Annotated in this window: 26 protein-coding genes; 11 read left to right on the plus strand and 15 right to left on the minus strand. The window is 63.0% G+C overall.

Features of this window, described 5'->3' with window-relative positions; translation table 11 throughout:
- The first annotated feature begins 10 nt into the window (after nt 1-10).
- From urtB to MesoLj_RS21150, 5 genes are all read left to right on the plus strand, one after another.
- Nucleotides 11-1,627 carry an urea ABC transporter permease subunit UrtB gene (gene urtB, locus MesoLj_RS21130; protein ID WP_202322235.1) on the plus strand — a complete coding sequence of 539 codons (1,617 nt, stop codon included), beginning with the start codon at nt 11-13 and terminating at the stop codon, nt 1,625-1,627.
- Nucleotides 1,624-2,853: an urea ABC transporter permease subunit UrtC gene (gene urtC, locus MesoLj_RS21135; protein ID WP_202322237.1), complete on the plus strand. Its 1,230-nt coding sequence runs from the start codon at nt 1,624-1,626 to the stop codon at nt 2,851-2,853. Before urtB ends, urtC begins: the two co-directional genes overlap by 4 nt.
- Before the next feature lie 3 nt (nt 2,854-2,856).
- Entirely contained in the window at nt 2,857-3,603 is a 747-nt protein-coding gene (urtD, locus tag MesoLj_RS21140; protein ID WP_056576773.1) for an urea ABC transporter ATP-binding protein UrtD, read from the plus strand.
- Nucleotides 3,604-3,674: 71 nt separating this feature from the next.
- Nucleotides 3,675-4,370, plus strand: coding sequence for an urea ABC transporter ATP-binding subunit UrtE (gene urtE / locus MesoLj_RS21145; RefSeq protein WP_013895283.1), 696 nt, complete (start codon nt 3,675-3,677; stop codon nt 4,368-4,370).
- A gap of 269 nt (nt 4,371-4,639) precedes the next feature.
- On the plus strand, nt 4,640-4,816 hold the full coding sequence (locus MesoLj_RS21150; RefSeq protein ID WP_081294751.1) for a hypothetical protein: 177 nt from the start codon (nt 4,640-4,642) through the stop codon (nt 4,814-4,816).
- A 58-nt stretch (nt 4,817-4,874) separates the two neighbouring features.
- On the opposite strand, the gene MesoLj_RS21155 is transcribed toward MesoLj_RS21150, so the two are convergent.
- Nucleotides 4,875-5,456 carry a MarR family winged helix-turn-helix transcriptional regulator gene (locus MesoLj_RS21155; protein WP_202322239.1) on the minus strand — a complete coding sequence of 194 codons (582 nt, stop codon included), beginning with the start codon at nt 5,454-5,456 and terminating at the stop codon, nt 4,875-4,877.
- Here MesoLj_RS21155 and MesoLj_RS21160 point away from each other — a divergent pair.
- Both MesoLj_RS21160 and MesoLj_RS21165 read left to right on the plus strand, forming a co-directional pair.
- A complete protein-coding gene (locus MesoLj_RS21160; RefSeq protein ID WP_202322241.1) occupies nt 5,455-5,889 on the plus strand; it encodes an ester cyclase in 435 nt (144 codons plus the stop codon). The genes MesoLj_RS21155 and MesoLj_RS21160 overlap by 2 nt on opposite strands.
- Before the next feature lie 42 nt (nt 5,890-5,931).
- Nucleotides 5,932-6,303 (plus strand): DUF4260 domain-containing protein, encoded by a 372-nt coding sequence (locus tag MesoLj_RS21165; protein ID WP_202322243.1) that lies wholly within the window; start codon nt 5,932-5,934, stop codon nt 6,301-6,303.
- Between the two features lie 6 nt (nt 6,304-6,309).
- Here MesoLj_RS21165 and MesoLj_RS21170 read toward each other — a convergent pair whose 3' ends face one another.
- The 9 genes from MesoLj_RS21170 to MesoLj_RS21210 form a co-directional block, all read right to left on the minus strand.
- Nucleotides 6,310-7,458, minus strand: coding sequence for a GGDEF domain-containing protein (locus MesoLj_RS21170; protein WP_202322245.1), 1,149 nt, complete (start codon nt 7,456-7,458; stop codon nt 6,310-6,312).
- 170 nt (nt 7,459-7,628) lie between these two features.
- The gene (locus MesoLj_RS21175; protein ID WP_202322247.1) at nt 7,629-8,435 is read right to left on the minus strand and encodes a DUF72 domain-containing protein; all 807 of its coding nucleotides are present in this window, start codon (nt 8,433-8,435) and stop codon (nt 7,629-7,631) included.
- A gap of 35 nt (nt 8,436-8,470) precedes the next feature.
- Nucleotides 8,471-8,935 carry a GNAT family N-acetyltransferase gene (locus MesoLj_RS21180; RefSeq protein WP_202322249.1) on the minus strand — a complete coding sequence of 155 codons (465 nt, stop codon included), beginning with the start codon at nt 8,933-8,935 and terminating at the stop codon, nt 8,471-8,473.
- A complete protein-coding gene (locus tag MesoLj_RS21185; RefSeq protein ID WP_202322251.1) occupies nt 8,932-9,342 on the minus strand; it encodes a DUF302 domain-containing protein in 411 nt (136 codons plus the stop codon). The genes MesoLj_RS21180 and MesoLj_RS21185 overlap by 4 nt, the downstream gene beginning before the upstream one ends.
- Nucleotides 9,342-12,263, minus strand: a complete 2,922-nt coding sequence (uvrA, locus tag MesoLj_RS21190; protein ID WP_202322253.1) for an excinuclease ABC subunit UvrA — start codon at nt 12,261-12,263, stop codon at nt 9,342-9,344. The genes MesoLj_RS21185 and uvrA overlap by 1 nt, the downstream gene beginning before the upstream one ends.
- 703 nt (nt 12,264-12,966) lie before the next feature.
- The gene (locus MesoLj_RS21195) at nt 12,967-13,266 is read right to left on the minus strand and encodes a hypothetical protein (protein WP_202322254.1); all 300 of its coding nucleotides are present in this window, start codon (nt 13,264-13,266) and stop codon (nt 12,967-12,969) included.
- Between the two features lie 88 nt (nt 13,267-13,354).
- Nucleotides 13,355-13,960 (minus strand): ATP-dependent Clp protease proteolytic subunit, encoded by a 606-nt coding sequence (locus tag MesoLj_RS21200; RefSeq protein WP_140773421.1) that lies wholly within the window; start codon nt 13,958-13,960, stop codon nt 13,355-13,357.
- A 20-nt stretch (nt 13,961-13,980) separates the two neighbouring features.
- Nucleotides 13,981-14,457, minus strand: coding sequence for an SRPBCC family protein (locus MesoLj_RS21205; RefSeq protein ID WP_202322255.1), 477 nt, complete (start codon nt 14,455-14,457; stop codon nt 13,981-13,983).
- A gap of 14 nt (nt 14,458-14,471) precedes the next feature.
- Nucleotides 14,472-14,786: an ArsR/SmtB family transcription factor gene (locus MesoLj_RS21210; RefSeq protein WP_015317709.1), complete on the minus strand. Its 315-nt coding sequence runs from the start codon at nt 14,784-14,786 to the stop codon at nt 14,472-14,474.
- A 226-nt stretch (nt 14,787-15,012) separates the two neighbouring features.
- Between MesoLj_RS21210 and MesoLj_RS21215 the strand changes: the two genes are divergently transcribed.
- Both MesoLj_RS21215 and MesoLj_RS21220 read left to right on the plus strand, forming a co-directional pair.
- Nucleotides 15,013-15,534, plus strand: coding sequence for a single-stranded DNA-binding protein (locus MesoLj_RS21215; protein WP_202322256.1), 522 nt, complete (start codon nt 15,013-15,015; stop codon nt 15,532-15,534).
- Nucleotides 15,535-15,680: 146 nt separating this feature from the next.
- Nucleotides 15,681-16,106 carry an OsmC family protein gene (locus MesoLj_RS21220; protein WP_140773425.1) on the plus strand — a complete coding sequence of 142 codons (426 nt, stop codon included), beginning with the start codon at nt 15,681-15,683 and terminating at the stop codon, nt 16,104-16,106.
- A gap of 42 nt (nt 16,107-16,148) precedes the next feature.
- Here the strand turns inward: MesoLj_RS21220 and MesoLj_RS21225 are convergent, their stop codons facing one another.
- From MesoLj_RS21225 to MesoLj_RS21235, 3 genes are all read right to left on the minus strand, one after another.
- Nucleotides 16,149-16,778, minus strand: coding sequence for a MarC family protein (locus MesoLj_RS21225; protein WP_140773427.1), 630 nt, complete (start codon nt 16,776-16,778; stop codon nt 16,149-16,151).
- A 101-nt stretch (nt 16,779-16,879) separates the two neighbouring features.
- Complete coding sequence (locus tag MesoLj_RS21230; protein ID WP_202322257.1) at nt 16,880-17,257, minus strand: VOC family protein; 378 nt, start codon at nt 17,255-17,257, stop codon at nt 16,880-16,882.
- 32 nt (nt 17,258-17,289) lie between these two features.
- Nucleotides 17,290-17,817, minus strand: coding sequence for a hypothetical protein (locus MesoLj_RS21235; protein ID WP_202322258.1), 528 nt, complete (start codon nt 17,815-17,817; stop codon nt 17,290-17,292).
- A gap of 85 nt (nt 17,818-17,902) precedes the next feature.
- Between MesoLj_RS21235 and MesoLj_RS21240 the strand changes: the two genes are divergently transcribed.
- Nucleotides 17,903-18,796 (plus strand): helix-turn-helix transcriptional regulator, encoded by an 894-nt coding sequence (locus MesoLj_RS21240; RefSeq protein ID WP_244735117.1) that lies wholly within the window; start codon nt 17,903-17,905, stop codon nt 18,794-18,796.
- Here the strand turns inward: MesoLj_RS21240 and MesoLj_RS21245 are convergent.
- Both MesoLj_RS21245 and MesoLj_RS21250 read right to left on the minus strand, forming a co-directional pair.
- Nucleotides 18,760-19,383, minus strand: a complete 624-nt coding sequence (locus MesoLj_RS21245; protein WP_140773433.1) for a ParB-like protein — start codon at nt 19,381-19,383, stop codon at nt 18,760-18,762. The genes MesoLj_RS21240 and MesoLj_RS21245 overlap by 37 nt on opposite strands.
- Nucleotides 19,380-21,086 (minus strand): SulP family inorganic anion transporter, encoded by a 1,707-nt coding sequence (locus MesoLj_RS21250; RefSeq protein ID WP_202322259.1) that lies wholly within the window; start codon nt 21,084-21,086, stop codon nt 19,380-19,382. Before MesoLj_RS21250 ends, MesoLj_RS21245 begins: the two co-directional genes overlap by 4 nt.
- Nucleotides 21,087-21,296: 210 nt before the next feature.
- Here MesoLj_RS21250 and gyrA point away from each other — a divergent pair, with 210 nt between their 5' ends.
- Nucleotides 21,297-24,101: a DNA gyrase subunit A gene (gene gyrA, locus MesoLj_RS21255; RefSeq protein ID WP_202322261.1), complete on the plus strand. Its 2,805-nt coding sequence runs from the start codon at nt 21,297-21,299 to the stop codon at nt 24,099-24,101.
- Nucleotides 24,102-24,115 lie beyond the last annotated feature (14 nt).

Genomic DNA, 24,115 nt, shown 5'->3' on the forward strand with positions numbered 1-24,115 from the left:
ACCTGAAGCGATGAACCTGTTCCGCATGATTGGGCTGACGCTGTTGTTCCTGCTGGCGACGCTGTCGTCATCGGGGGCAGGCGAAGCCGATCTGCGTGGCATCATTGCCAAATTCGCGACGGCCAAGGGTTTTTCGGAGATCGGAACTGTCGTTCACGAACTGGCGGCCACCGGCGATCCGGCCGTCGAAGGCCCGCTTTCCGCACTCGCGGATGGCAATCTTTATATCCGCAAGACCGATTCCCTGGTGTTCGTCGGCAAGGAAGCCGGCGAAAGCGTCCAGCTTTCCGATCCGCTGAGCGGCGAAGCATCCGGCGAGGCGGCCAAGGACGGCATCACCAAGATCAAGGTGAACAACACGCTGCGCCGCGTCATCCGCGACGCGCTGGGCACGCTGACGCTTGGCGCCAAGGATCCGACCGTCCGCATCGCCGCCGCCGACACCATGTTCAAGACGCCCGACGCCGCCAACATAGAGCCACTCGACGCGGCGATCGCCAAGGAGACGGTTGCCAGCGTCAAGGCGCTGCTCGAACAGGCCCGCGCCGCTTCGGTTCTTGTCTCCGACCGTCCGGATGCCGACAAGCTTGCGGCGATCGCACTGATCGGCGCGCGTGGCGACCGCGATGCGGTTTCCTTGCTCACCTCGGTCGAGGCCAACGCCTCGGGCGCCGTGAAGGAAGCCGCGACAGCCGCAATCGCAGACATCAATTCGACATTGGCCCTGTGGGATGCCGGACAGAACATCTGGTACGGCATTTCGTTGGGCTCGGTATTGCTGCTCGCCGCGATCGGGCTCGCCATCACCTTCGGCGTGATGGGCGTCATCAATATGGCGCATGGCGAGATGGTGATGCTCGGTGCCTACACCACCTTCGTCGTCCAGCAGGTGATCCGCACATCCTTTCCCGGCCTGTTCGACTGGTCGCTGGTGATCGCGCTGCCGCTTGCCTTCCTGGTCGCCGCGCTGGTTGGTCTCGCCATAGAACGCGGCGTCATCCGCTTCCTCTACGGCCGGCCTCTGGAGACGCTGCTGGCGACATGGGGTGTGTCGCTGATCCTGCAGCAGGCGGTGCGCTCGATCTTCGGGCCGACCAACCAGGAGGTCGGCAATCCCTCCTGGATGTCGGGTTCGTTCGATGTCGGCCAGTTGGCCATCACCTGGAACCGTCTGTGGATCCTCGTTTTCGCGCTCACCGTCTTCGGCGTGTTGCTCTACGTGATGAAGCGCACGTCCTGGGGCCTCCAGATGCGGGCCGTCACCGCCAACCGCCGCATGGCCGCCTCGATGGGCATCAGGACGCCATGGGTCGACGCGCTGACCTTCGCGCTCGGGTCCGGCATTGCCGGCATCGCCGGCGTCGCACTCAGCCAGATCGACAATGTCTCGCCCAATCTCGGCCGCGGCTACATCATCGACAGCTTCATGGTCGTCGTCTTCGGCGGTGTCGGCAATCTGTGGGGCACGCTGGTCGGCGCCTTCTCGCTCGGCATCGTCAACAAGTTCCTCGAGCCCTATGCCGGCGCGGTGCTCGGCAAGATCGTCGTGCTGGTGCTGATCATCCTGTTCATCCAGAAGCGGCCGCGCGGCCTGTTCGCGCTCAAGGGCAGGGCGGTGGAAGCATGATCACGGGACACTTCTTCGCCGCCGGCGCGGACCGCCGCATCGCTATCACCATTTTCGTCCTGTTGGCGGCGGCCATCATCGTGCCGCTGCTCAACCTTGCTGTTTCTCCGGCAAGCGCGTTCTACATCCCGCCCTATATCGTGGCGCTGACCGGCAAATATCTCTGCTATGCGATGCTGGCGCTGTCGCTTGACCTGGTCTGGGGTTATTGCGGCATCCTTTCGCTTGGCCACGGCGCCTTCTTCGCGCTCGGCGGCTACGCGATGGGCATGTATCTGATGCGCCAGATCGGCTCGCGCGGCGTCTATGGCAATCCGATCCTGCCGGATTTCATGGTGTTCCTGAACTACAAGGAATTGCCCTGGTTCTGGTATGGCTTCGACCATTTCTGGTTCGCCGCGGTCATGGTGCTTGCCGTGCCCGGCCTGCTTGCCTTCGTCTTCGGCTGGTTCGCCTTCCGCAGCCGCGTCACCGGCGTCTATCTCTCGATCATCACCCAGGCGATGACCTATGCGCTGCTGCTGGCCTTCTTCCGCAACGACATGGGTTTCGGCGGCAATAACGGGCTGACCGATTTCAAGGATATTCTCGGCTTCAACGTGCAGGCCGATGCGACCCGTTCGGCTCTTTTCGCCGCCAGCGCGGTGATGCTGGCGCTCGCCGTGTTCGTCACCTGGGCGATCGTCGGTTCCAAATACGGCAAGCTCCTGATGGCGGTGCGCGACGCCGAGAGCCGCACGCGCTTCCTCGGCTGGCGGGCGGAGAACGTGAAACTGTTTGCCTTCACCGTCTCGGCCGTCATGGCCGGTATTGCCGGCGCGCTCTACGTGCCGCAGGTCGGCATCATCAATCCCGGCGAATTCGAGCCGTCCAATTCGATCGAGGTGGTGATCTGGGCGGCTGTCGGCGGGCGTGGCACCATTGTCGGGCCGATCATCGGTGCGCTGCTGGTCAATGCCGGCAAATCCTGGTTCACCGGCGTGCTGCCGGAACTCTGGCTGTTCGCGCTGGGCGGGTTGTTCGTCGCCGTCACGCTGCTCTTGCCGAAGGGTATCATCGGCATGTGGGATTCCTGGCGCGGCAACGCCAGGGCGCTGCGGGCGGCATCGCTGGCCGAAGAGACCGGCACCGATGGCGACCCGGCGCCAGCGAAGATCGTTCGCAGCGCGGCGGCAAAGCCTGGCGACTGGTCGTCGTCCAGCCCCGAACCGCAGCCGGCGGAGTGAGCGATGTCGAAGTCGAACACCATCCTTTATCTCGACGGCGTCTCGGTCTCCTTCGACGGTTTCCGCGCCATCAACAACCTGTCGCTTGTGCTCGACAAGGGCGAGATGCGCGCCATCATCGGCCCCAACGGCGCCGGCAAGACGACGATGATGGACATCGTGACCGGCAAGACGCGGCCCGATGAAGGCGAAGTGTTCTTCGACGGCCAAGTGGATCTCACAAGGCATGACGAGGCCGAGATCGCCATGATGGGCATCGGCCGCAAATTCCAGAAGCCGACGGTGTTCGAGAGCCACACGATCGAGGAAAATCTGATGCTGGCGCTGAAGGGGCCCCGTTCGATCTTCCCGGCGCTGTTCCACCGCCGCTCCGCCGCCGAGGCGCGCCAGATCGACGATATTCTTGGCATCATACGGCTGGGCGACAAACGCAACGAACTGGCGGCCAACCTCAGTCACGGCCAGAAGCAGTGGCTGGAGATCGGCATGCTCCTGGCACAGGATCCGAAGTTGCTTCTGGTCGACGAACCGGTGGCCGGGATGACCGATGCCGAGACCGAGGAGACCGCGCGGCTGCTCAAGGACATTGCGCGCGACCATTCGGTCATTGTCGTCGAGCACGACATGCATTTCGTGCGCGAACTCGGCGTCAAGGTGACCTGCCTGCATGAGGGCTCGGTGCTCTCGGAAGGCACGCTCGATTTCGTCTCGGCCGACGAGCGTGTCGTCGAAGTCTATCTGGGGAGGTGAGCATGGTCTGGCGGGTTCAATTCCATCGCTTCGATCTGGCCTTTCTCCGGTTCTGGAAAAGGCGCTGAGACATGCTCGAGGTTTCAAACGCCACGCTCCACTACGGTGCCGCCCAGGCGTTGCGTGGTGTTTCGCTGAAGGCGGGCGCCGGCAAGATCACCTGCGTGCTCGGCCGCAACGGCGTCGGCAAGACCAGTTTGATGAGATCGATCGTTGGCCATCATCGGCTGACGAGCGGAAGCGTTGCCTTCGAGGGGAAGGCGCTCGACCGGAGCGCGGCGTATGACCGCGCCCGGTCGGGCATCGCATTCGTACCGCAGGGCAGGGAGATATTTCCCCTGCTCACGGTGCGGGAGAACCTGGAATCGGGTTTTGCGCCATTGAAGCGTGCCGACCGCAACGTGCCGGCGCATGTCTTCGAGCTGTTTCCGGTGCTGAAGCAGATGCTTGGCCGCCGTGGCGGCGATCTTTCCGGCGGCCAGCAGCAGCAACTCGCCATCGGCAGGGCGCTGGTGATGCGGCCGAAGCTTCTGGTGCTGGATGAGCCTACAGAAGGGATCCAACCATCGATCATCAAGGATATCGGCCGCGCCATCCGCTACCTGCGCGACCAGGCCGGCATCGCGGTTCTGCTGGTCGAACAGTATCTCGACTTCTGTCGCGAGCTTGCCGACGAGGTCAACATCATGGATCGTGGCCAGATCGTCCACACCGGCCCGGCAGAAGATTTGGACCGGGCTGATGTCCGCAAATTTCTCACGGTCTAGAATCGGCACTGGACTTCAGTTTCCGGTCCGAATTCCTTGGCAAGTCCAATATTTCTTTCATCCAGCCATTCGCGTCTCTGGTGCATCAGGGACTGCATGCTAGTCTTTTTCTTGGCTTTGTGAGTCGGCCGCTTCCGTACCAGTCTGGTTATCGCAGATCGAGGGCGCGGCGAAGGCCGGGCAAGTTCCACGCAAGCAAGGCTTCCTAGCTTCCCTCCTGCGATCTTTGTCGTTCAAACGCGTTTGGGCACACAGGCTAAGGGACAGCCATGGAACGTTACGTCGAGGACTACCAGAAGCGGCGGCTTACCGAACGCGTCGACATCATCGCCGCCATCAACATCCTGAGGTCACAGGGCTGCGAATACGACGACCTGATCGAGGAGATCACCAAGGTCTTCTATGTCGACCTCGATGCCTTCAATGAGATTGTCATGGCAGCATAGATGGGCTGGGCCGATAGCCGGCTCGTTTCCTTCCCGACCTGGCTGACATCCACTGCCATCAATCCGGCCCGGGCGATGCCATGCGTTCCAGCAGCGCGATCGCTGCTGCCAGCGTCTCGCGGTCGTCCTCGTCCAGAATGTTCTCCAGCCGGACTGCAATCCAACGCGCCCGTGCGGATCGCGATTGCCTCAGTTCAACCATGCCGTCCTCCGAAAGACGATACAGCCGCTCCCGTCCGTCCCGGGGGCTCGGCTCGCCGGTGACAAGCCCCCCGACTTCCATGTCCGACAGGACCTTGCGCGCGCTCTGATGGGTGACCGCTCGCGCTTTCGCCACCATTGCCGCGCTGAGCGGACCCTTGCGATCCAGGAGGCCAAGCGTCTCCGACCTTGCATCCGAAGGCGTTCCGGCGCATTCGCGCGTCCGCCTGACAAAAGAACCGATGGCTGCCCTCAGGCGCTCGGCAAGCTCGAAATTCGCGCTATTCGTCATGTCATCGAATTTCCTGTCTCCGGCTGATCCAGCCAATCGCATCAGCACGGGGCCGATGCAACGGGCCATCCGGCACATGCACATAGGGATTGAACTCCGGTCGGGAATATATACAGTATGGCTGTATTGTTTTGCGAGGTAAATCATGCCCAAACCCAATCCGAAAGAGATCGTCCGGCGCTTCAATGCAGAGGTGATCGAAGAGGGCAACGCACAGAGCTTTGCCGAGTTGATGGCCGCGGATTTCGTCAATCACGCGGCTCCGCCCGGATCGCCCAATGGGCCGGAAAGCATGTGGCGCACCTTCGAAAACATCCTCCGACCGGCGATTTCGGAATTGCGCGTCAGGATCGAGGACCAGATCGCCGAGGGCGACATGGTGACGACGCGCAAGTCCGTCACCGGTATCCTCACAGGGCGATTGCTGGGAGCCGGTCCGACGAATGCGCCGATCGCCATCGATGTCATCGACATCGTGCGCGTCCGCGACGGCCGCTACGCCGAACACTGGGGCATGAACAATCTGGCCGGCGTCGTGGCCGCGATCCGGGGGGCGACGCATGAAGAGGTCGCCTCTTAGCCGCGAGATCGTCGAACGAGCAAACTCAACAGGGAGCAGATGATGGTCGAGACCGTCCTATGGCAGCGCTTCGAGGGGGCTATCTTGTTCGGGGCAGGTCTCCTGCTCTTCTGGCACGGCAATGGGTCGATACCATGGTGGGGAGCGCTGCCGGCGTTTTTCGCTCCCGACCTCAGCTTCCTTGGCTATCTTCTGGGGGCCAAGACGGGCGCGTTCATTTACAACGCCGTCCACATATACGGCTTCGGCGCGGCTGTGCTTGCAATTGGCCTCCTCGCGCAGGCTCCGCTTCTTGCCGGTTTCGGGTGGCTCTGGATTGCCCATGCGGGATTTGACCGCATGCTGGGCTATGGCCTGAAATTGCCGGAAGGCTTTGACCACACCCATCTTGGCCGCATCGGAAAGCGGCGGTAAGCGCCATCAGCTCGCGCGTCGGAAGGGGGAGGCCGTGACGCGGTTGCGGCCGCCACGCTTGGCGTCGTAGAGCGCCTTGTCGGCGGCGCTGAGCACCTTGTCGAAGCTGAGGCCTTCTTTGCTGCCGAATGCAAAGCCGGCACTGACCGTGCAGTTCAGGGAACCGTTTTCGGTCTCAATCAAGCGCGTCGCGAAAGCGGTCCGGATGCGCTCGGCGGCTTCTTCAACCGTCTCCGGCAGAGTGCGCTTCAACACCAGCGCGAATTCCTCGCCGCCCATGCGCGCCGCGACGTCGGCCTGGCGAAGATTGCCGGCGAGTTCCCCGGCGAACACTTTCAGCACCTCGTCGCCCGCCGCGTGGCCGTATTCGTCGTTGATGGCCTTGAAGTTGTCGAGGTCGAAGACGACCACAGCGGTAAAGGCGCCGACCGGGACATTGCCATGCATGTCGAACAGGGCGCGCCGGTTGAGCAGTCCGGTCAAGGGATCGGTCAGGGCATCGCGGCGATGGTGCCTCGCCAGACGACCCTGATTGAGCGCAAGCGAAAGGGCGCCAATACCCGTCATGCTGGCGATGACCACGATGAGGCTCAGTTCCTCCGCCCAGTTGCTTGGCGCATGCCCCAGGACCAGTTTTCCATCCCAGGCAAGAACCATGGCGCAGAGCGCGAAAGACGTGGCGGTGGCCGAATAGAGCGCGGTGATGCCGATCGTCAGGGCAGGGGCCTCGTTCCGGCACCTCCAATATTCGAAGGCGGTGGCGAACAGAAGCAAGGCCGCGAACGAGTTCTCGAATATGAAGCCCAGCCCGTCATAGCCCAGCGCCATGGGAGGCAGGGTCACCACCAGCGACATACAACCCAACAGCGTTCGCCTGACCGGTGAATCGCCCGTTCTGAACTGATAGGCAGCGCCCAGCATGGTTGAAAAGCCGATCAGCAGGAAGCCCAGCGCGGCGATGCCGAGCAGGCGCCCGGGCATGTCGATATAGGCGTCATAGAAGAAGATATCGCCGACCACGAACACGAGGCTGATTGCCCATGTCAGCAGGAAACGCTCGGAGCGAGCGGTTAGCCACATGCCGAACAAGGTCAGACTAAGGCAGGCCGCGGAGAACCCGACAGCCAGCAGAAGCGAAGTGTAGTCGAGCGACATGCCCCTCTTTCCTTGCCGGCGGCGGTTCCAGCTCTGCGGCTTGGCGTCGCCGCATTCATGCAGCAAGGAAGTGTCGATAAGGTTACGATGGAGGCGAAGATGCCACCAAAAGGCGCTTTGCCAAGCGCAAAACGCACAGGTGGCGCCTATGGCATTTGGCCTGTTGCTCGTCAGTCCGCCAACCGTTTCATCAGCGCCATCGCCCCGAAGGGCGCGCGCACCTTGCCCTCGGTGATGAAGTAGACGAACACGTCGCGCGGCCGCACCGGAGCGTCGGTTGCAGGGTCGGCACGCCGCAGGTCGGACGGCTGCTTTCCTTCCGCCCAGATCCTTGCACGCGCCGCCCATTGATCGAGCCCCTTCGGCGTATAGCAGTCGGGATTGTCGTCTGAGCCGGTCTGCAGCCGGGCGTAAATGAAATCGCCGGTCACATCGGCGATATCGGGATATTTGGCATGGTCGGCATAGACGATCGCCGCCTTGTATTTGCGCGCGAGCGCGGCGAATTCCGGCACGATGAAACTGTCATTGCGCACTTCGAGTGCATGGCGAAGCGCGACACCATCCTGCTTTTCCGGCAGCAGTTTCAAGAAGGCTTCGAAATCGTCCGGATCGAATTTCTTGGTCGGTGCGAACTGCCACAGGATCGGGCCGAGCTTGTCGCCGAGCGCGGCAACGCCGGAACCGAGGAAGCGCATCATCGATTCACCGGCTTCGCCCAGCACACGCCGGTTGGTGACGAAGCGGTTGCCTTTCAGCGAATAGACAAAGCCGTCCGGCGCCTCGCTTGCCCATTTGACGAAGGTCGGCTCCTTGAAGCTGGAATAATAGGTGCCGTTGACCTCGATGCTCGGCACCTGCCGGCTGGCGTATTGCAACTGCTTGGCCTTCGAAAGCTTGTCCGGATAGAAGGACGTGTCCCAGGGCTCGAAGGTCCAGCCGCCCATGCCGGAGCGGATTGTTCCCGATTTGCTCATTGTCGTCCTCCCGAGTGCAGAAGTCTGGCTAAAAATCAGACCGTCGTGGTTTCGTCGACCGGTTTTGCCATGTCGACCAGCACCCATCCTGGCCTGTAAGGGTTGGGCCGACGACCCGTTTCGCGATAGCCGTAAGCGAGATAGAGCGCGATGTTCCGTTCCATTTTCGCGTTGGTGTAGAGCCGTATCTCCGGCAGGCCCCACGAACCCGTCCGCTCGTCGGTGTGTTTCAGCAATGCGATACCGAACCCCTTGCCCTGAAAGGCGGGCGACACCGCGACGGAGAAGATCATCGCGTGGTCCTGATGCCGTTCCAGCGTGAGCACTCCGGCAAGTTCGCCGCCGCTCTCGAGCAGCCAGACCTCGCCGTTGGCGATGCGCGGCGCATAGTCCTCGGTCACCGGGATCGGCGGCGCGTCGAGTACGGCGTTATAGGGAGCGTAGGCTGCTTCCGTCAGCGCGACGATCGCGGCGAGATCTTCGGAGCGCGCAAGCCTCATGATTGATCCATTCCAGCGGCAGCGGCGATCACCTTCTTCATGCCGGCAACCATCGCCTCGACCGCGGCGCGGCTGGCTTCGCCCAGGCCATGGCGCTCGGCGATCCAGCGCGGATCATTGTAGGACAGCCAGATCTTGCCATCTTCATTTTCCCAGGCCAGCGCCTTCACCGGCAGGTCGATGCCGGCAAGTTGCCTGTCCTGCATGAGTGGTGTGCCACCTCTGGGGTTGCCGAAAATCAGCAACTCGGTCGGCCGCAGCGAGGCGCCGACATCGCGTGCGCCGGCTGCGTGATCGATGCGTGCAAAGACAAGCAGCCCTGCGCGCTTGACCACCTCGGTGAGGCGGTCGATGGTTTCGGTCACGCCAAAACGGCTCTGGACCGTGATGAGACCATCCTCAGCCATCACTCCGCCGCTTCGCGCTTGCCTCCGGGGCGCCGCTCCAGCAATTCCTTGAGGAACTGGCCGGTGTAGCTGCGCTTCTCGCGCACGATCGCTTCCGGCGTACCCGAGGCAACCAGTTCGCCGCCGCCGTCGCCGCCTTCAGGACCAAGATCGAGCACCCAGTCGGCGGTCTTGATCACTTCGAGATTGTGCTCGATGACCACTACCGTATTGCCCTGGTCGACCAGTTCATGCAGCACTTCCAACAGCTTGGCGACGTCGTGGAAATGCAGGCCGGTGGTCGGCTCGTCGAGGATGTAGAGCGTCTTGCCGGTCGCCTTACGCGACAATTCCTTGGCGAGCTTGATGCGCTGCGCTTCACCGCCCGAAAGCGTCGTCGCCTGCTGGCCGATATGGATGTAGCCGAGACCGACCTGCTTCAGCGTGTCGAGCTTGTCGCGCACGCCGGGCACGGCGGCGAAGAAATCGACACCTTCCTCGACCGTCATGTCGAGCACGTCGGCGATCGACTTGCCCTTGAACAGGACATCGAGGGTTTCGCGGTTGTAGCGCTTGCCGTGGCAGACATCGCAGGTGACGTAGACGTCGGGCAGGAAGTGCATCTCGATCTTGATGACGCCGTCGCCCTGGCAGGCCTCGCAGCGGCCGCCCTTGACGTTGAAGGAGAAACGGCCCGGCTGGTAGCCGCGCGCCTTGGCCTCGGGCAGGCCGGCGAACCAGTCGCGGATCGGCGTGAAGGCGCCGGTATAGGTGGCGGGGTTCGAACGCGGTGTTCGTCCGATCGGCGACTGGTCGATGTCGATGACCTTGTCGAGGAATTCGAGGCCCTCGATGCGGTCATGCTCGGCCGGATGCTCGCGCGAGCCCATGATGCGGCGCGAGGCCGCCTTGAACAGCGTCTCGATGAGGAAAGTCGACTTGCCGCCGCCCGACACGCCGGTGACGGCGGTGAAGGTGCCGAGCGGGATTTCGGCGGTGACGTTCTTCAGATTGTTGCCGCGCGCGCCGACGATCTTCAGGCGCCGGTTCTTTTTCGCCTCACGCCGAACACCAGGGGTGGCGACTTCAAGCGCGCCCGACAGGTACTTGCCGGTGATCGAATTGGGGTTGGCCATCACCTGCTGCGGCGTGCCCTGGGCGATGATCTCGCCGCCATGGATGCCGGCCGCCGGTCCCATGTCGACGACATAGTCGGCATGCAGGATGGCGTCTTCGTCATGCTCGACGACGATCACCGTGTTGCCGATGTCGCGCAGGTGCTTCAGCGTATCAAGCAGGCGCGTGTTGTCGCGCTGGTGCAGGCCGATCGACGGCTCGTCCAGCACATAAAGCACGCCGGTGAGGCCGGAACCGATCTGCGACGCCAGCCGGATACGCTGGCTCTCGCCGCCCGACAGCGTGCCGGAATTGCGAGACAGCGTCAGATAGTCGAGCCCGACATCGTTGAGGAAGCGGAGCCGTTCACGGATTTCCTTCAGCACCCTGACCGCGATCTCGTTCTGCTTGTCATTGAGTTGGGCCGGGAGATCGGTGAACCACTGGTCGGCCTTGCGGATCGATTGTTCCGTGACTTCACCGATATGCTTGCCGCCGATCTTCACCGCCAGCGCCTCGGGCTTCAGCCGATAGCCTTTGCACACGGGGCAGGGCGTCGCCGACATGAAGCGCTCGATCTCCTCGCGCATCCAGGCGGATTCGGTCTCTTTCCAGCGCCGTTCGAGATTGGCGATGACGCCTTCGAAGGTCTTGGTGGTCTTGTAGGAGCGCAGCCCGTCATCATACTGGAAGGTGACTTCCCGCTCGCCGGTGCCGCGCAGGATCGCGTCCTGTGCTTCCGCGCTCAAATCCTTGAACTTGTCGCCGAGCTTGAAATCGTAAGCCTTGCCCAAGGCCTCGAGCGTCTGCACGTAATAGGGCGAGGTCGACTTCGCCCACGGGCTGACGGCGCCGTCGCGCAGCGACACGTTCTCGTCGGGCACGACGAGATTGGGATCGATGGCGCGCTGGCTGCCGAGACCATCGCAGGTCGGGCAGGCGCCGAACGGGTTGTTGAACGAGAACAGGCGCGGCTCGATCTCCGGAATGGTGAAGCCCGACACCGGACAGGCGAATTTTTCCGAGAACAGGATGCGCTCATGCGTCTCGTTCTTCGACTTGTTGACCGAATCCTCGCCGGTCTGGCTGGCGTCGAGCGGCTTGTCGGCGAACTCGGCCACCGCCAGCCCCTCGGCTAGCTTCAGTGCTGTTTCAATCGAGTCGGCGAGACGCGTGGCGAGATCGCCGCGCACCACGATGCGGTCGACGACGACGTCGATGTCGTGCTTGTATTTCTTATCGAGCGCCGGAACATCCGCGATCTCGTAGAAGACGCCGTCGACCTTTACGCGCTGGAAGCCTTTCTTCTGCAGTTCCAGCAATTCCTTGCGGTACTCGCCCTTGCGGCCGCGCACGATCGGCGCCAGCAGGAACAGGCGCGTGCCTTCCTCGAGCGCCAGCACCCGGTCGACCATCTGGCTGACCGTCTGGCTCTCGATCGGCAGGCCGGTGGCCGGCGAATAGGGCACGCCGACACGGGCGAACAGCAGGCGCATATAGTCGTAGATCTCGGTGACGGTGCCGACCGTCGAGCGCGGGTTCTTCGAGGTGGTCTTCTGCTCGATGGAGATGGCAGGCGACAGGCCGTCGATCTGGTCGACGTCAGGCTTCTGCATCATTTCGAGGAATTGCCTGGCATAGGCCGACAGGCTCTCGACATAGCGGCGCTGGCCTTCGGCATAGATGGTGTCGAAGGCGAGCGACGATTTGCCCGAGCCGGACAGGCCGGTCATGACGATCAGGCTGTCACGCGGCAGGTCGAGATCGACGTTCTTGAGATTGTGTTCGCGCGCCCCGCGAATGGAAAGGAATTTATGGTCGGCCATAGCCGGTCGCCGCCTCAGATCTGGAATTCGTGGGATTGGCGGGTTCTTCCCGGCCATCCCCTATGTAGGTCTTTTTGCCGCCACGTCGAGAGACGCCACAACTCCCGACAGAAGTCGTTTAACCGCCTTTCGCGCGAACGGGCAAGCGGAAAGAACAAAGGCTGAACACGCTCCTGACAAAGCTGTGTAAAAACCTGACCTGGACGTAACCTCCCAGCGATCACGTTTTTCGGTAACCGGCTATTGATGGTTGACGCGGCCGGCGCATGGGAGCAGTCTTCAAAAGTCAGCGAAGCCGGCCGTCTTTCGATGGCCTCGCCGCCCAAAGGCGGCCTGCGAGACGCCGCAGGCATTTGCGATTTGCGCTTCGCGACGGCAATGTCGCAACGGACACAGGAGCGGAGCATGACGCCACCGGACAGTCCCCAAGGGCTCCACGCCTCGTTGGAGCCGCGGCAGGCATAAGTGCCAGGGTTTAGCGTTTGCGCCACCCGACAAACCGTGACTTGCCGTATTCCCTAAAAATCAGAGACTGCTAGTCGGATCGTCGGCTGACGCCGCGAAGCATCCGAAATCAAACGCCGGCAGTACACTCCCGGCAAAAAATGGATTTGAGATCCAGAAAAGCCCCGTCCGTTTGCCCAAGGCACGGCGGGGCTGTTCTTTTGAGGAAATGGCTGAACTGGCCCTCGCGGAGGGCTGCTCACCTCGGGGGCTTAAACCCGCCCGTGGCCATATCGACCGTGATGCTGCCGGAAATCCTGACATCGGTATCGCCGATCTTGAACGTGCCGTTCCCGTTGCTGGGAAATGCGTCGTCGGGTTCCGGCTGGGGAGCCGGCTTGGCGATGCGATAATCGCCGGCCACGCCGGGCAGGGCGCCTTTCTGCGCCGGCGCTGCGCTGTCGTCGGCGAGTGCCATGCCGCTCGCAAGGCTGGCGAAAGTGAGCACCGCGGCGGCGATGACGCGATGCGACGTCCTGGGTGAATGAGTGTCGATCATCCCCGGATTATAGGGACGAGCCGCTGCCGGAACCAGACCGGTGTCGTCAAATCTTCGACAACCGCCAGGAATCCGATCTGGCTTGGGCTTATGCCGCCTTTTTTCGCGTATCGAAAACGTGGTCGACAATGCCCCATGCCTGGGCCTCGCGGGCGGTCATGAAATGGTCGCGGTCGAGCGTGCGTTCGACCTCCTCATAGCTGCGGCCGCAATGCTGGGCATAGAGTTCCGCCATACGCCGTTTGGTCTTGCCGATCCGCTCGGCATGGCGCTGGATGTCGGAAGCCTGGCCCTGGAAGCCGCCCAGCGGCTGATGCAGAAGGATGGTGGCGTTCGGCAGCGCAATGCGGCGCCCCGGCGTGCCCGCCATCAGCAGGAACGACCCCATCGAGGCGGCAAATCCCATGCACACGGTCGACACCGGGCAGCTGACATATTGCATCGTGTCGTAGATGGCGAAGCCGCTGGTCACCACGCCGCCCGGCGAGTTGATGTAGAGCGAGATCTCCTTGTCGGGATTGTCCGACTCCAGCGACAAGAGCTGCGCGCAGACCAGCGCCGAGACGTCGTCGTTGATCTCGCCATTGATGAAGACGATGCGCTCGCGCAGCAGCCGCGAGAAAATGTCGAAGGCGCGTTCGCCGCGGCTCGACTGCTCGATCACCATCGGCACCAGACTGGCAATACCGCTCATTTTCTTCTCCAATTCCGTGTTCAGGCCGCGCGCAGCACAAGGCGCGGTGTGTTCGCCGCGATGGGCTTTCCGGCCCCGCGCAGCCCGAGCGAAAGCCGGCAGCCGGCGCCCGCCATGACAACGGCAGGCATCGCCTTGCGGGAAAATCCGTCATGGACGATGCGCAGATGCGTGCCGCCCGAAACGGTGCGGGCGAGCGTGAAGGTGACGACGCTGTCGAGAGGATCCCGCCGTGCAGGATCGTCCGCCTGCTCTCGCCAGGAATAGCGCAGGAGGCGTTCGGGCTCGGCGTCGAGGATTTCGCACTCGATCGCAGCGTCCGTCCCGGCGAAAGCAAAGCGATTGCCGATTTCCGGCGTGATGTCGTTGGGCATCATCCAGGCGGCGAGCAGTTCCGGTACCGTCAGCGCCCGCCAAACCTTTTCCGGCGGCTCCGCAAGGTCATATTCGAACTCGAGCGCATCCGAGGCGGCTTCGCTTTGGCTTTCGGCGTTCATTGATCCGACTTCCTTCACTGGTCCATGTCCTTCAAAACCGTCTTCAGCCTTTCGATGCGCTCCGGCCAGAAGGTCCGGTAGCGTTCGATCCAGGAGAGCAAGGGGGCAAGCCCCTGCGGATCGGCACGGTAATAAGCGTTGCGGCCGGCCCGCCGCTCGACCACGAGGCCGGCCCCACGAAGTACCGCCAGATGCTGCGAGACGGCCGGCTGCGACACTGTCAGGCCGCTGCGCAATTCCGAAACGCTCATCTCACTTGTGGCGAGGCGCTCGAAGACGGCGCGGCGTGTCGGGTCGGCCAGGGCGCGGAAAATCTCTGCTTCGATCATGACAAAAGCATAAGTCGATACTTATTGATTTGGCAAGCGCTGTTTTGAAACCCATATGAAGGCCTCGGGCATTGCTGCCATTCCTTGACAATCAGCAGCAGTGCATATAGGAACGAAAAGGGAACAAAAACCTTGTGGGAAAAGCCAGCCTTAGCAGGCGGCAGACGTGCGCAGCCTGTAAGGTGCTGCGACAAAAATTTGTTTCGGATGAGCGCGGAGAAAAATCATGGCGGGTAGCGTCAACAAGGTCATTCTGGTCGGCAATCTTGGCGCGGATCCGGAAATCCGTCGCCTGAACTCGGGCGAGCCGGTCGTGAACATCCGCATCGCCACGTCGGAAAGCTGGCGCGACAAGAATTCAGGCGAGCGCAAGGAAAAGACCGAGTGGCACAATGTCGTCATCTTCAATGAGGGCATCGCCAAGGTGGCCGAGCAGTATCTGAAGAAGGGCATGAAGGTCTATGTCGAAGGCCAGTTGCAGACGCGCAAATGGCAGGACCAGACCGGCGCCGACAAGTACACGACGGAAGTCGTGCTGCAGAAATTCCGTGGCGAACTGCAGATGCTCGACGCGCGCGGCCAGGGCGAGGGCGGCCAGGTCGGCGGTTATTCCGGTGGCGGCAGCAGCCGCGGTTCCGATTTCGGCCAGTCCGGCCCGAACGAAGGCTTCAACCGTGGCGGCGGCGCTCCCAGGGGCGGCGGTGGCGGCGGTTCGTCGCGCGAGCTGGATGACGAGATCCCGTTCTGATCGAAAGCGATACCGAACGGCTGACGTCGTCATATGACTGACGTTACGTGATCGAAACGCCCCGAGGGTCCTGCATGGACTTTCGGGGTTTTGCGTTGTTGATTGGCCTGACAGCAGGCGCGATCTGGGACTGAAAGGACAAAGCGGTGAAGGCACGGGTAAAATGGGTCGAGGAGCGCACCTTCGTCGGTGAGTCCGGCAGCGGTCACAAGCTGGTGCTGGGAACGGCGTTCGGACCTGAAGGCAAGACACCGGGACCGAGCCCGATGGAACTGGTGCTGATCGGCACCGGCGGCTGTTCGGCCTATGATGTCGTGCATATCCTCGAAAAGGGACGCGAGGCGGTTGAGGATTGCGTCGTCGAACTCGATGCCGACCGGGCCGAGACCGAGCCAAAGGTGTTCACCCGCATCCACATGCATTTCATCGTCAAGGGCAGGGCGCTCTCGCCCGACAAGGTCAAGCGGGCGATCGACCTGTCGATCGAAAAATACTGCTCGGCCTCGGCGATGATGGCCAAGACGGCCACGATCACGCATGATTTCGAGGTGGTAGACACGTCGGCGAAGTAGGGCAGTAGGGCAGTAGGGCAGTAGGGCAGTAGGGGCTGCCGTTCACCCCACCATCAGCGCCTTGATGCCGTCGGCGACGAATTGCACGGCGAGTGCGGCCAGGATGACGCCGAGCAGGCGGGTCAGGATCGAGCGGCCGGTCTGGCCGAGGATGCGGTCGATGCGTTCCGACAGCACGAACACCAGATAGGTGATGGCCAGGCAGACGAAGATGATGCCGACAAGGGCGGCCTGCGCGGCAAAGCCCTGAAACGAGCCGGAGAGCAGCACCGTCGCTGAAATCGCACCGGGGCCGGCGATCAGAGGGATCGCCAGCGGGAAGGCGGCGATGTTGTGGATCATGTCCTTGGTGATGGCGACGTCGCCGATCTTCTCCTTGCGGTCCTGCCGGCGCTCGAACACCATTTCGAAGGCGATGAAGAACAGCAGGAAGCCGCCGGCGACGCGGAAGGCCGGCAGGGTGATGCCGAACACCGACAGGATGGAGGCGCCCGCCACCGCGAACAGCGCCATCACCAGGAAGCCGATGACCGAGGCGCGCACCGAAACCTGCTGGCGCTCCTCGCGGTTCATGCCGCGTGTCACGGCAAGAAACAATGGCGCCAGCCCGGGTGGGTCGATGGTCACGAGAATGGTGACGAAGGCATTGAACAGGCTGTCGAAACTCGGCATCGCTGATCCCTCCCACCGGGCCGAGCCCGCTCCACATTGGTAGAGCAAAGCCCGGTCGGTGGAAACAGTCAGGACCGCGAAAGCACGGGCTCCCGGCAGGGCTAGCCGGCAGCGTCGCAATAGGCCTCCAGGCGATAGCCGTCCGGGTCCACGACAAATGCAGCGTAGTAGGTCTCACCATAGTCGGCGCGCAGACCCGGACCGCCATTGTCGCTTCCGCCTTCGCGCAACGCACCGGTATGGAAGGCATCGACGCTGTCCCGCGTCGGTGCGGCGAAGCAGAAATGCAGGCCGGATTTTTCGTCCGCCGGTACCGGCCGCGATGCCTCGTTGACCCATAGTGCGACGCTGTGGGCACCATAACCGAGCGAACCCGGTGACTGGCTGAGACAGCTGTAGCCAAGAGGCCTCAGCGCTGCGTCATAGAAGCGCTTCGAGGCATTGCTGTCGCGAACGCCGATCGAAATATGGTCGAACATGGTTTTCTCCATTGTTACAAAGTGTTGCGACGTCATCTGGCAGATTGACGGCGTGCCAGGAACTCGACTTCGAGGTGCCAGTCCGCGCCGTCGTGCGAGCGCTCGCCGAGCCATCGAAAGGCGTTTTCGGTGATCCGCGAAAAACTCCAGCGCACCGAGGAGCCGATGCCGTCGGCGCCGACCTGCACGATCGTGTCGCCCTCGGCACGGCCGAGCTGGCGGCTGAAATACTGGTTGCGTGGATCGCTCCAGAAGATGTGCCAGGCGTCCGCGCCAGGATCATAGACCCGCAGCGTCGTGCCATAGAATGTCCACTTGCCGAGGGAAGGCTGAGAACCGGTGTTCCGCGCGGGCAGGATCCAGACATCCTGGATGGCGCGGCCTTCCAGCACCCAGCCGAAATGCACCTCGCCGCGTCCGGTCAGCACGGTGCCGTCCTCGAGGTGGCGTGAGGCGTCGAAGGTCCAGGCGCCGACGAAGCGGCCGTAAAGGTTCAGTTTTTCGGCAAGCCCGCCGATCGGTCCGGGACTGTGCAAGGCTTCGGCGAAGGGGGCGAACATGGCTGCGGTCTCTTTCTGTCAGGAGACCGGAAGGAGTAGGCGCTGACGGGGTTATGGGCTTGGGAAAAATTGCTATATTTCAGCCATGACCGCGACGACCCGCACTCTCGCATCCGGACCCGGCTGGCGCGTCGCGGACGTGATCTGCACGGCCGGCGCCGGCGACCGGCCGTTCGAGGAGGCCCATCAGGATTTCTGCGTCGCGGCGGTCACCAGCGGCACGTTCCGCTACCGTGCGCAGCAAGGCACGGCGATGCTGGCGCCGGGCGCATTGCTGCTCGGCAATTCCGGCACATGCTATGAATGCGGGCACGAGCACGGCAGCGGCGACCGTTGCCTCTCGTTCCATTTTGGACCGGCCTACATGGAGCGGATCGTCGCTGGCGTGCCGGGCGCCCGAACACTCACCTTCGAGGCGCCGCGCCTGCCGCCCTTGCCGGCCTTGGCACCGCTGCTGGCCGAGGCGGAAGCCGCGCGTGAGATGGCCGACAAGGATGCCTTCCGGGAACTTTCCCTGCGCATCGCGGGTGCGGCCGTGGCCGCGATTTCCGGCGCCACGTCCGCTAGGCGCGGACCGAGCCGCCGCGACCAGAAACGGGTGGCCGAAGCCGTGCGGCGGATCGAGCTGGATGCCGAAGGGCCGATTTCTCTGTCGGCACTGGCGGATGAGACGGCGACCAGTCCCTATCATTTCCTGCGTATTTTCCGGCAGGTTGCCGGCATGACGCCCTACCAGTTCCTGCTCAAGACCCGCCTGCACCGGGCAGCGGTGCGGCTGCGCCTGTCGGACGATGCGATCTCGGCGATCGCCTTCGACGCCGGTTTCAACGACCTGTCGACTTTCAACCGCCGGTTCCGACGCGTCATGGGCGAGACGCCAGGCGACTATCGCGCGCGCCGATCAAGCAGTTCCGGCATGCGGGTGCCTCGACGGAGACAAGCTCAATCCGAGGTCGGTCCGCACCAGCCCGGCAGATAGTCCGCGTCCTTGCCCTTGGCGAGCGTCAACGCCTCTTTCATCGCCTTGTCGAAATTCTTCGCAATCGCGTTGCGATCGATGCGCCGGCGCAGGAAATCCGCCCAGATGAATTCGCTGAACGGCGTCGTGTCCTTGGCGAAGCCGCCTTGCCGGCGCAACTCGCCGGCCATGCTCCTATAGGGATCATCGATCAGCTCGCCGATTGTCTTTGGAATTGCCGAGTAGTCGCGGCGCCGGCCGTTCTCATCGAACGGGTGCATCCAGCCTCTGTTGTCGAGCACGAAAAGAAACGCGTCCTTGTCGAGCGCGGACAGGTCGCTGATCACGGTCACAAGAACGTCCTTGACGCCTTCCTCGAGCAGGGCGCGAGCGAGGTGATGGTGATCGGTGACGTAGTTTCGATTTTTGGGCCCCAATACGACCGGCACCATGTGTCTGCCGAGAAAAGCGCCGGTCTTCTTCTTGGCGTCCTGTTCCCGGATCATCTGACGTTTCAACGCAACTTCCCGCATGCCGACCGTTATCTGCGTCGGCCTGAGGTCCTCGACGGGAACCGGCGTGACAATGGGTTCTCGGGGGTCAATCATGGCACTCCATCCTGTTCTTGCTGCTGCTGCTGTTGCCCCGGGCCAAGTGATTTGATCGCCGCGTCGACGCTGTGGAATATGCGCTGCGTGCCGACCATTTCAGCGATGCCGAACCGCGCCAGGGCCGCCTGGGCGCGCAGCGATTCCAGCCGCGCTATGGCAAAGATCGCGCCCGCCTTGCGGCAATGAAGGATGGTGTCGATCAGCGCCTGCGCGGCGGTGTAGTCGATTTCGACGATGTTGCTGGCCTCCAGCACGACCAGTTTCACGGTTTCGTTCCTGGCATCGATGAGATCGCAAAGCCCGCGCTTGAAACGGTCTGCATTGACGAAGGACAGCGGCGCCTGGAAGGCCGCGACCAGCACGCCTGGGAGCTGCTCGCCGGCGCTTGGCTTGCCGGGCGGCCACCAGACGGAAGTCCCCGGCACCTGTTCGAGCTCGATCGGCTGCGTCTGGGTGGCGCTCCAGATCCCGTGCAACAGCGACAGGCCGATGCCGACCGCCACGCCGGTCTCGATCGGCAACACGACGATCGCCGCCATGGTGATCAGGATCAAGGCGAATTCGACCGGCGCCTGCCGGTAGACGCTGGCGAACACCTTCCAGCGCAGTATGTGCTGGGCAACGAACATCAGGACGCCGGCAAGGGCTGCCTGCGGAACATTGGCGAGCAGGCCGCCACCAAAGGCGCCGAGCGCCAGCACGATGGCCGCGGCAATGAGGCCGGACAGTTGCGAGCGGCCACCCGACTGGGAGACGATTGCCGTGCGCGGCGGGCTGGCATTGACGGCAAAGGCACCGAACAGGCCTGACACGATGCTGCCGGCGCCGGCGCCGACGAAGTCGCGGTTGACGTCGGGGGCATCGTCCTGCTGCGAGGCGAAGGAACGCGAGGTGGCGGCCGTCTGCACCATGACGACAATGGCGATCAGCAGGGCCAGAGGAACCAGCGCCTGTACATCATCGAGGCCAGCCTCCGGCAGGTAGGCTCGCGGCAGGCCGTTTGGCACGGCGCCGAGCACCTCGACGCCGCGATCCCTGAGGTCGAAGACGATGACCGCGAGCGTGGCAAGCACCATGCCGATCAGGGCGCCAGGGATGCGGGCGCTGATCCGTTCCGAGCAGAACACGATCGCGAACACGCCGAGGCCGAGGCCGAGGGCCCAGGGATTGGTGAGATGGAGACTGCCGGCAATCTCGCCGATACGCCGCAAGGTCTCGCCGCTCTCGGCAGGCAGGCCGAGCAGCCCTGGCATTTGCGAGACGATGATGTGGACGGCGATGCCGGCCAAAAACCCCGTCGTGACAGGCACCGACAGGAGATCGGCGATCCAGCCGAGGCGAAAGACGCCGCTCAGCGTCACGATCGCCCCGACCATCAAGGCCAGCATGGCTGCCAGAGCCAGATAATGCGGCGAGCCGGATGTGGCGAGCAGCGCCAGGCTGCCGGCAAACAGTGGCGTGATGGTCGAATCCGCGCCAACCGAGAGGTGACGATTGGCGCCAAACAGGGCAAACGCCACCGAACCGGCGACAAAAGCGAAGAAGCCGACCTCGGGCGCAAAGCCGCCGAGCCGGGCCGTTGCCATCTGCTCGGGAATGGCGATCGCGGCCAGTGTCAAACCCGCGACCAGATCACCATTGATATCCCGGGGCTGCCAGCCGCTCAGCGCTCGCAAAGGCAGCCATTGGCTCCGATTCATCGTGCTTGCGGCTTTCGCTTGGGGAAATCGGTCCATTGCCGGCTTTTGCCTTGTGGCGGCGAAAAGCGTTGTGGCCATATCGTCGCAATTAGCGGTATCCTTTTGAAATTACCACCAAAAATGACACTGGAAAAGTGCCGCTAACATTGGAGTTTCGGCCGTGCTTCCTATATAAGCGGTCAGTGATTCCTGATTAGATTGTGATCCGATTTGACCGACCAAAAGACACCGCGCGGCGCCGACGGCGGCCCCACCGGCATCGAGCCGATCTCCATCATCGAGGAGATGCAGAGCTCCTATCTCTCCTACGCCATGAGCGTGATCGTCAGCCGTGCGCTGCCCGATGTGCGCGACGGCCTGAAGCCGGTGCATCGCCGCATCCTCTACGCGGCGCATGAAAGCGGCTACCACTGGAACCGCAAATATGTGAAGTCGGCGCGCCCGGTCGCCGACGTGATGGGTAAATACCATCCGCATGGCGACGCCTCGATCTATGATGCCTTGGTGCGCATGGCGCAGGATTGGTCGCTGCGCGTGCCGCTTATCGACGGGCAGGGCAATTTCGGCTCGATCGACGGCGATCCGCCAGCGGCGATGCGCTACACCGAATCGCGGCTGACCAAGGTCGCGCATGAGCTGCTGGAGGATATCGACAAGGACACCGTCGATTTCCAAGACACCTATGATGCCTCGGATACCGAACCAAAGGTCCTGCCGGCGCGCTTTCCCAATCTGCTGGTCAATGGCTCCGGCGGTATCGCCGTCGGCATGGCCACCAACATCCCGCCCCACAATCTTGGCGAAGTCTGCAATGGCGCCATCGCCGTCATCGACAATCCGGCGATCGACCTGCCGGCGCTGATGGAGATCATTCCGGGCCCCGATTTCCCGACCGGCGGCATCGTGCTTGGCCGTTCCGGCATCTACAGCGCCTATTCGACCGGCCGCGGCTCCATCGTGATGCGCGGCAAGGTCAACATCGAGCAGCGCGGCAATGACCGGGAATCGATCATCATCACCGAGGTTCCCTACCAGGTGAACAAGGCCTCGATGATCGAGAAGATGGCCGAACTGGTGCGCGACAAGCGCATCGAGGGCATTTCCGACATCCGTGACGAAAGCGACCGCCAGGGCTATCGCGTCGTCATCGAGCTGAAGCGCGACGCCGTCGCCGATGTCATCCTCAACCAGCTTTACCGGTTCACGCCCCTGCAGACCTCTTTCGGCGCCAATATGGTGGCGCTGAATGGCGGCAAGCCGGAACTGCTGACCCTGACCGACATGCTGAAGGCGTTTGTCTCCTTCCGCGAGGAGGTCATCACAAGGCGGACGAAATTCCTGCTGCGCAAGGCGCGCGACCGCGCCCATGTGCTGGTTGGTCTCGCCATCGCCGTTGCCAATATCGACGAGGTCATCAAGCTGATCCGCACCGCGCCGGATCCGCAGACGGCGCGCGAACAATTGATGGAGCGGCGCTGGCCCGCGGGTGACGTCGAATCGCTGATCCTTCTGATCGACGACCCGCGCCACCGCATCAATGAGGACGGCACCTACAATCTCTCCGAGGAGCAGGCGCGCGCCATCCTCGAACTGCGCCTGCAGCGCCTGACCGCGCTCGGCCGCGACGAAATCGCCGACGAGTTGAACACGATCGGCGACGAGATCAAGGACTATCTCGACATCCTGGCGTCGCGCGCGCGCGTCCAGCAGATCGTCAAGGACGAGCTCGCCGCAGTGCGCGACGAGTTCGGCACGCCACGCCGCACCGAACTCACCGACGGCGGCGCCGACATGGAAGACGAGGATCTGATCCAGCGCGAGGACATGGTCGTGACGGTGAGCCATTCCGGCTACATCAAGCGCGTTCCGCTGTCGCTCTACCGGGCGCAGCGCCGCGGCGGCAAGGGCCGCTCCGGCATGTCGACCAAGGAAGAGGATTTTGTCACCCGGCTGTTCGTGGCCAACACGCATACGCCGGTGCTGTTCTTCTCCTCGCGCGGCATCGTCTACAAGGAAAAGGTCTGGCGGCTGCCGATCGGCAATCCGCAGTCACGCGGCAAGGCGCTGATCAACATGCTGCCGCTGGAGCAGGGCGAGCGCATCACCACGATCATGCCGCTGCCCGAGGACGAGACGAGCTGGGGCGAACTCGACGTGATGTTCGCCACCACGCGCGGCACAGTGCGCCGCAACAAGCTGTCCGACTTCGTCCAGGTCAACCGCAACGGCAAGATCGCCATGAAGCTGGAGGAGGAAGGCGACGAGATCCTCGGCGTCGAGACCTGCACCGACAATGACGACGTGCTTTTGACCGCGAGTTCCGGCCAGTGCATCCGCTTCTCGGTCGGCGACGTGCGCGTCTTCCAGAGCCGCAACTCTGTCGGCGTGCGTGGCATCACCATGGCCGAGACCGACCGCATCATCTCCATGTCGGTGATCGAGAGTGTCGATGCGCCGCCGGCCGAACGCGCCGCCTATCTCAAGCGGGCCGCGGCCGAACGGCGGCTTGCCGCCGGTATCGCGGCCGGCGAAGAGGAAGAAATCGCGCTGACGAATGAAGAGGTCGGCGAGGAGACGGAGCTTTCCGACGAACGCTACGAGTTCCTCAAGGCGCACGAGCAGTATGTGCTGACGGTTACCGAATATGGCTACGGCAAGCGCTCGTCTTCTTACGATTTCCGCCTGACCGGGCGCGGCGGCAAGGGCATCCGGGCCACCGACGTGTCGAAGACGGCCGAAATCGGCCGGCTGGTGGCGACCTTCCCGGTCGGGAATGACGACCAGATCATGCTGGTGTCGGATGGCGGTACCGTCATCCGGGTGCCGGTCAACGGCATCCGTTTCGCCAGCCGCGCCACCAAGGGCGTGACCATCTTCAATACGGCTGAGGGTGAGAAAGTGGTTTCGGTCGAGCGGATCTCGGAGCCGCAAGCGGACGAAGAGAGCGAAGAGGCCGTCGAGGGTGGCGCTGAGTCCGGTCCGGTGACGGACACTGGCTCGGATAGTGCTGAATAAGTCCTGGACCGGTT

The organism is Mesorhizobium sp. 113-3-9, from assembly GCF_016756515.1.
In the GTDB taxonomy this organism is placed as follows: domain Bacteria; phylum Pseudomonadota; class Alphaproteobacteria; order Rhizobiales; family Rhizobiaceae; genus Mesorhizobium.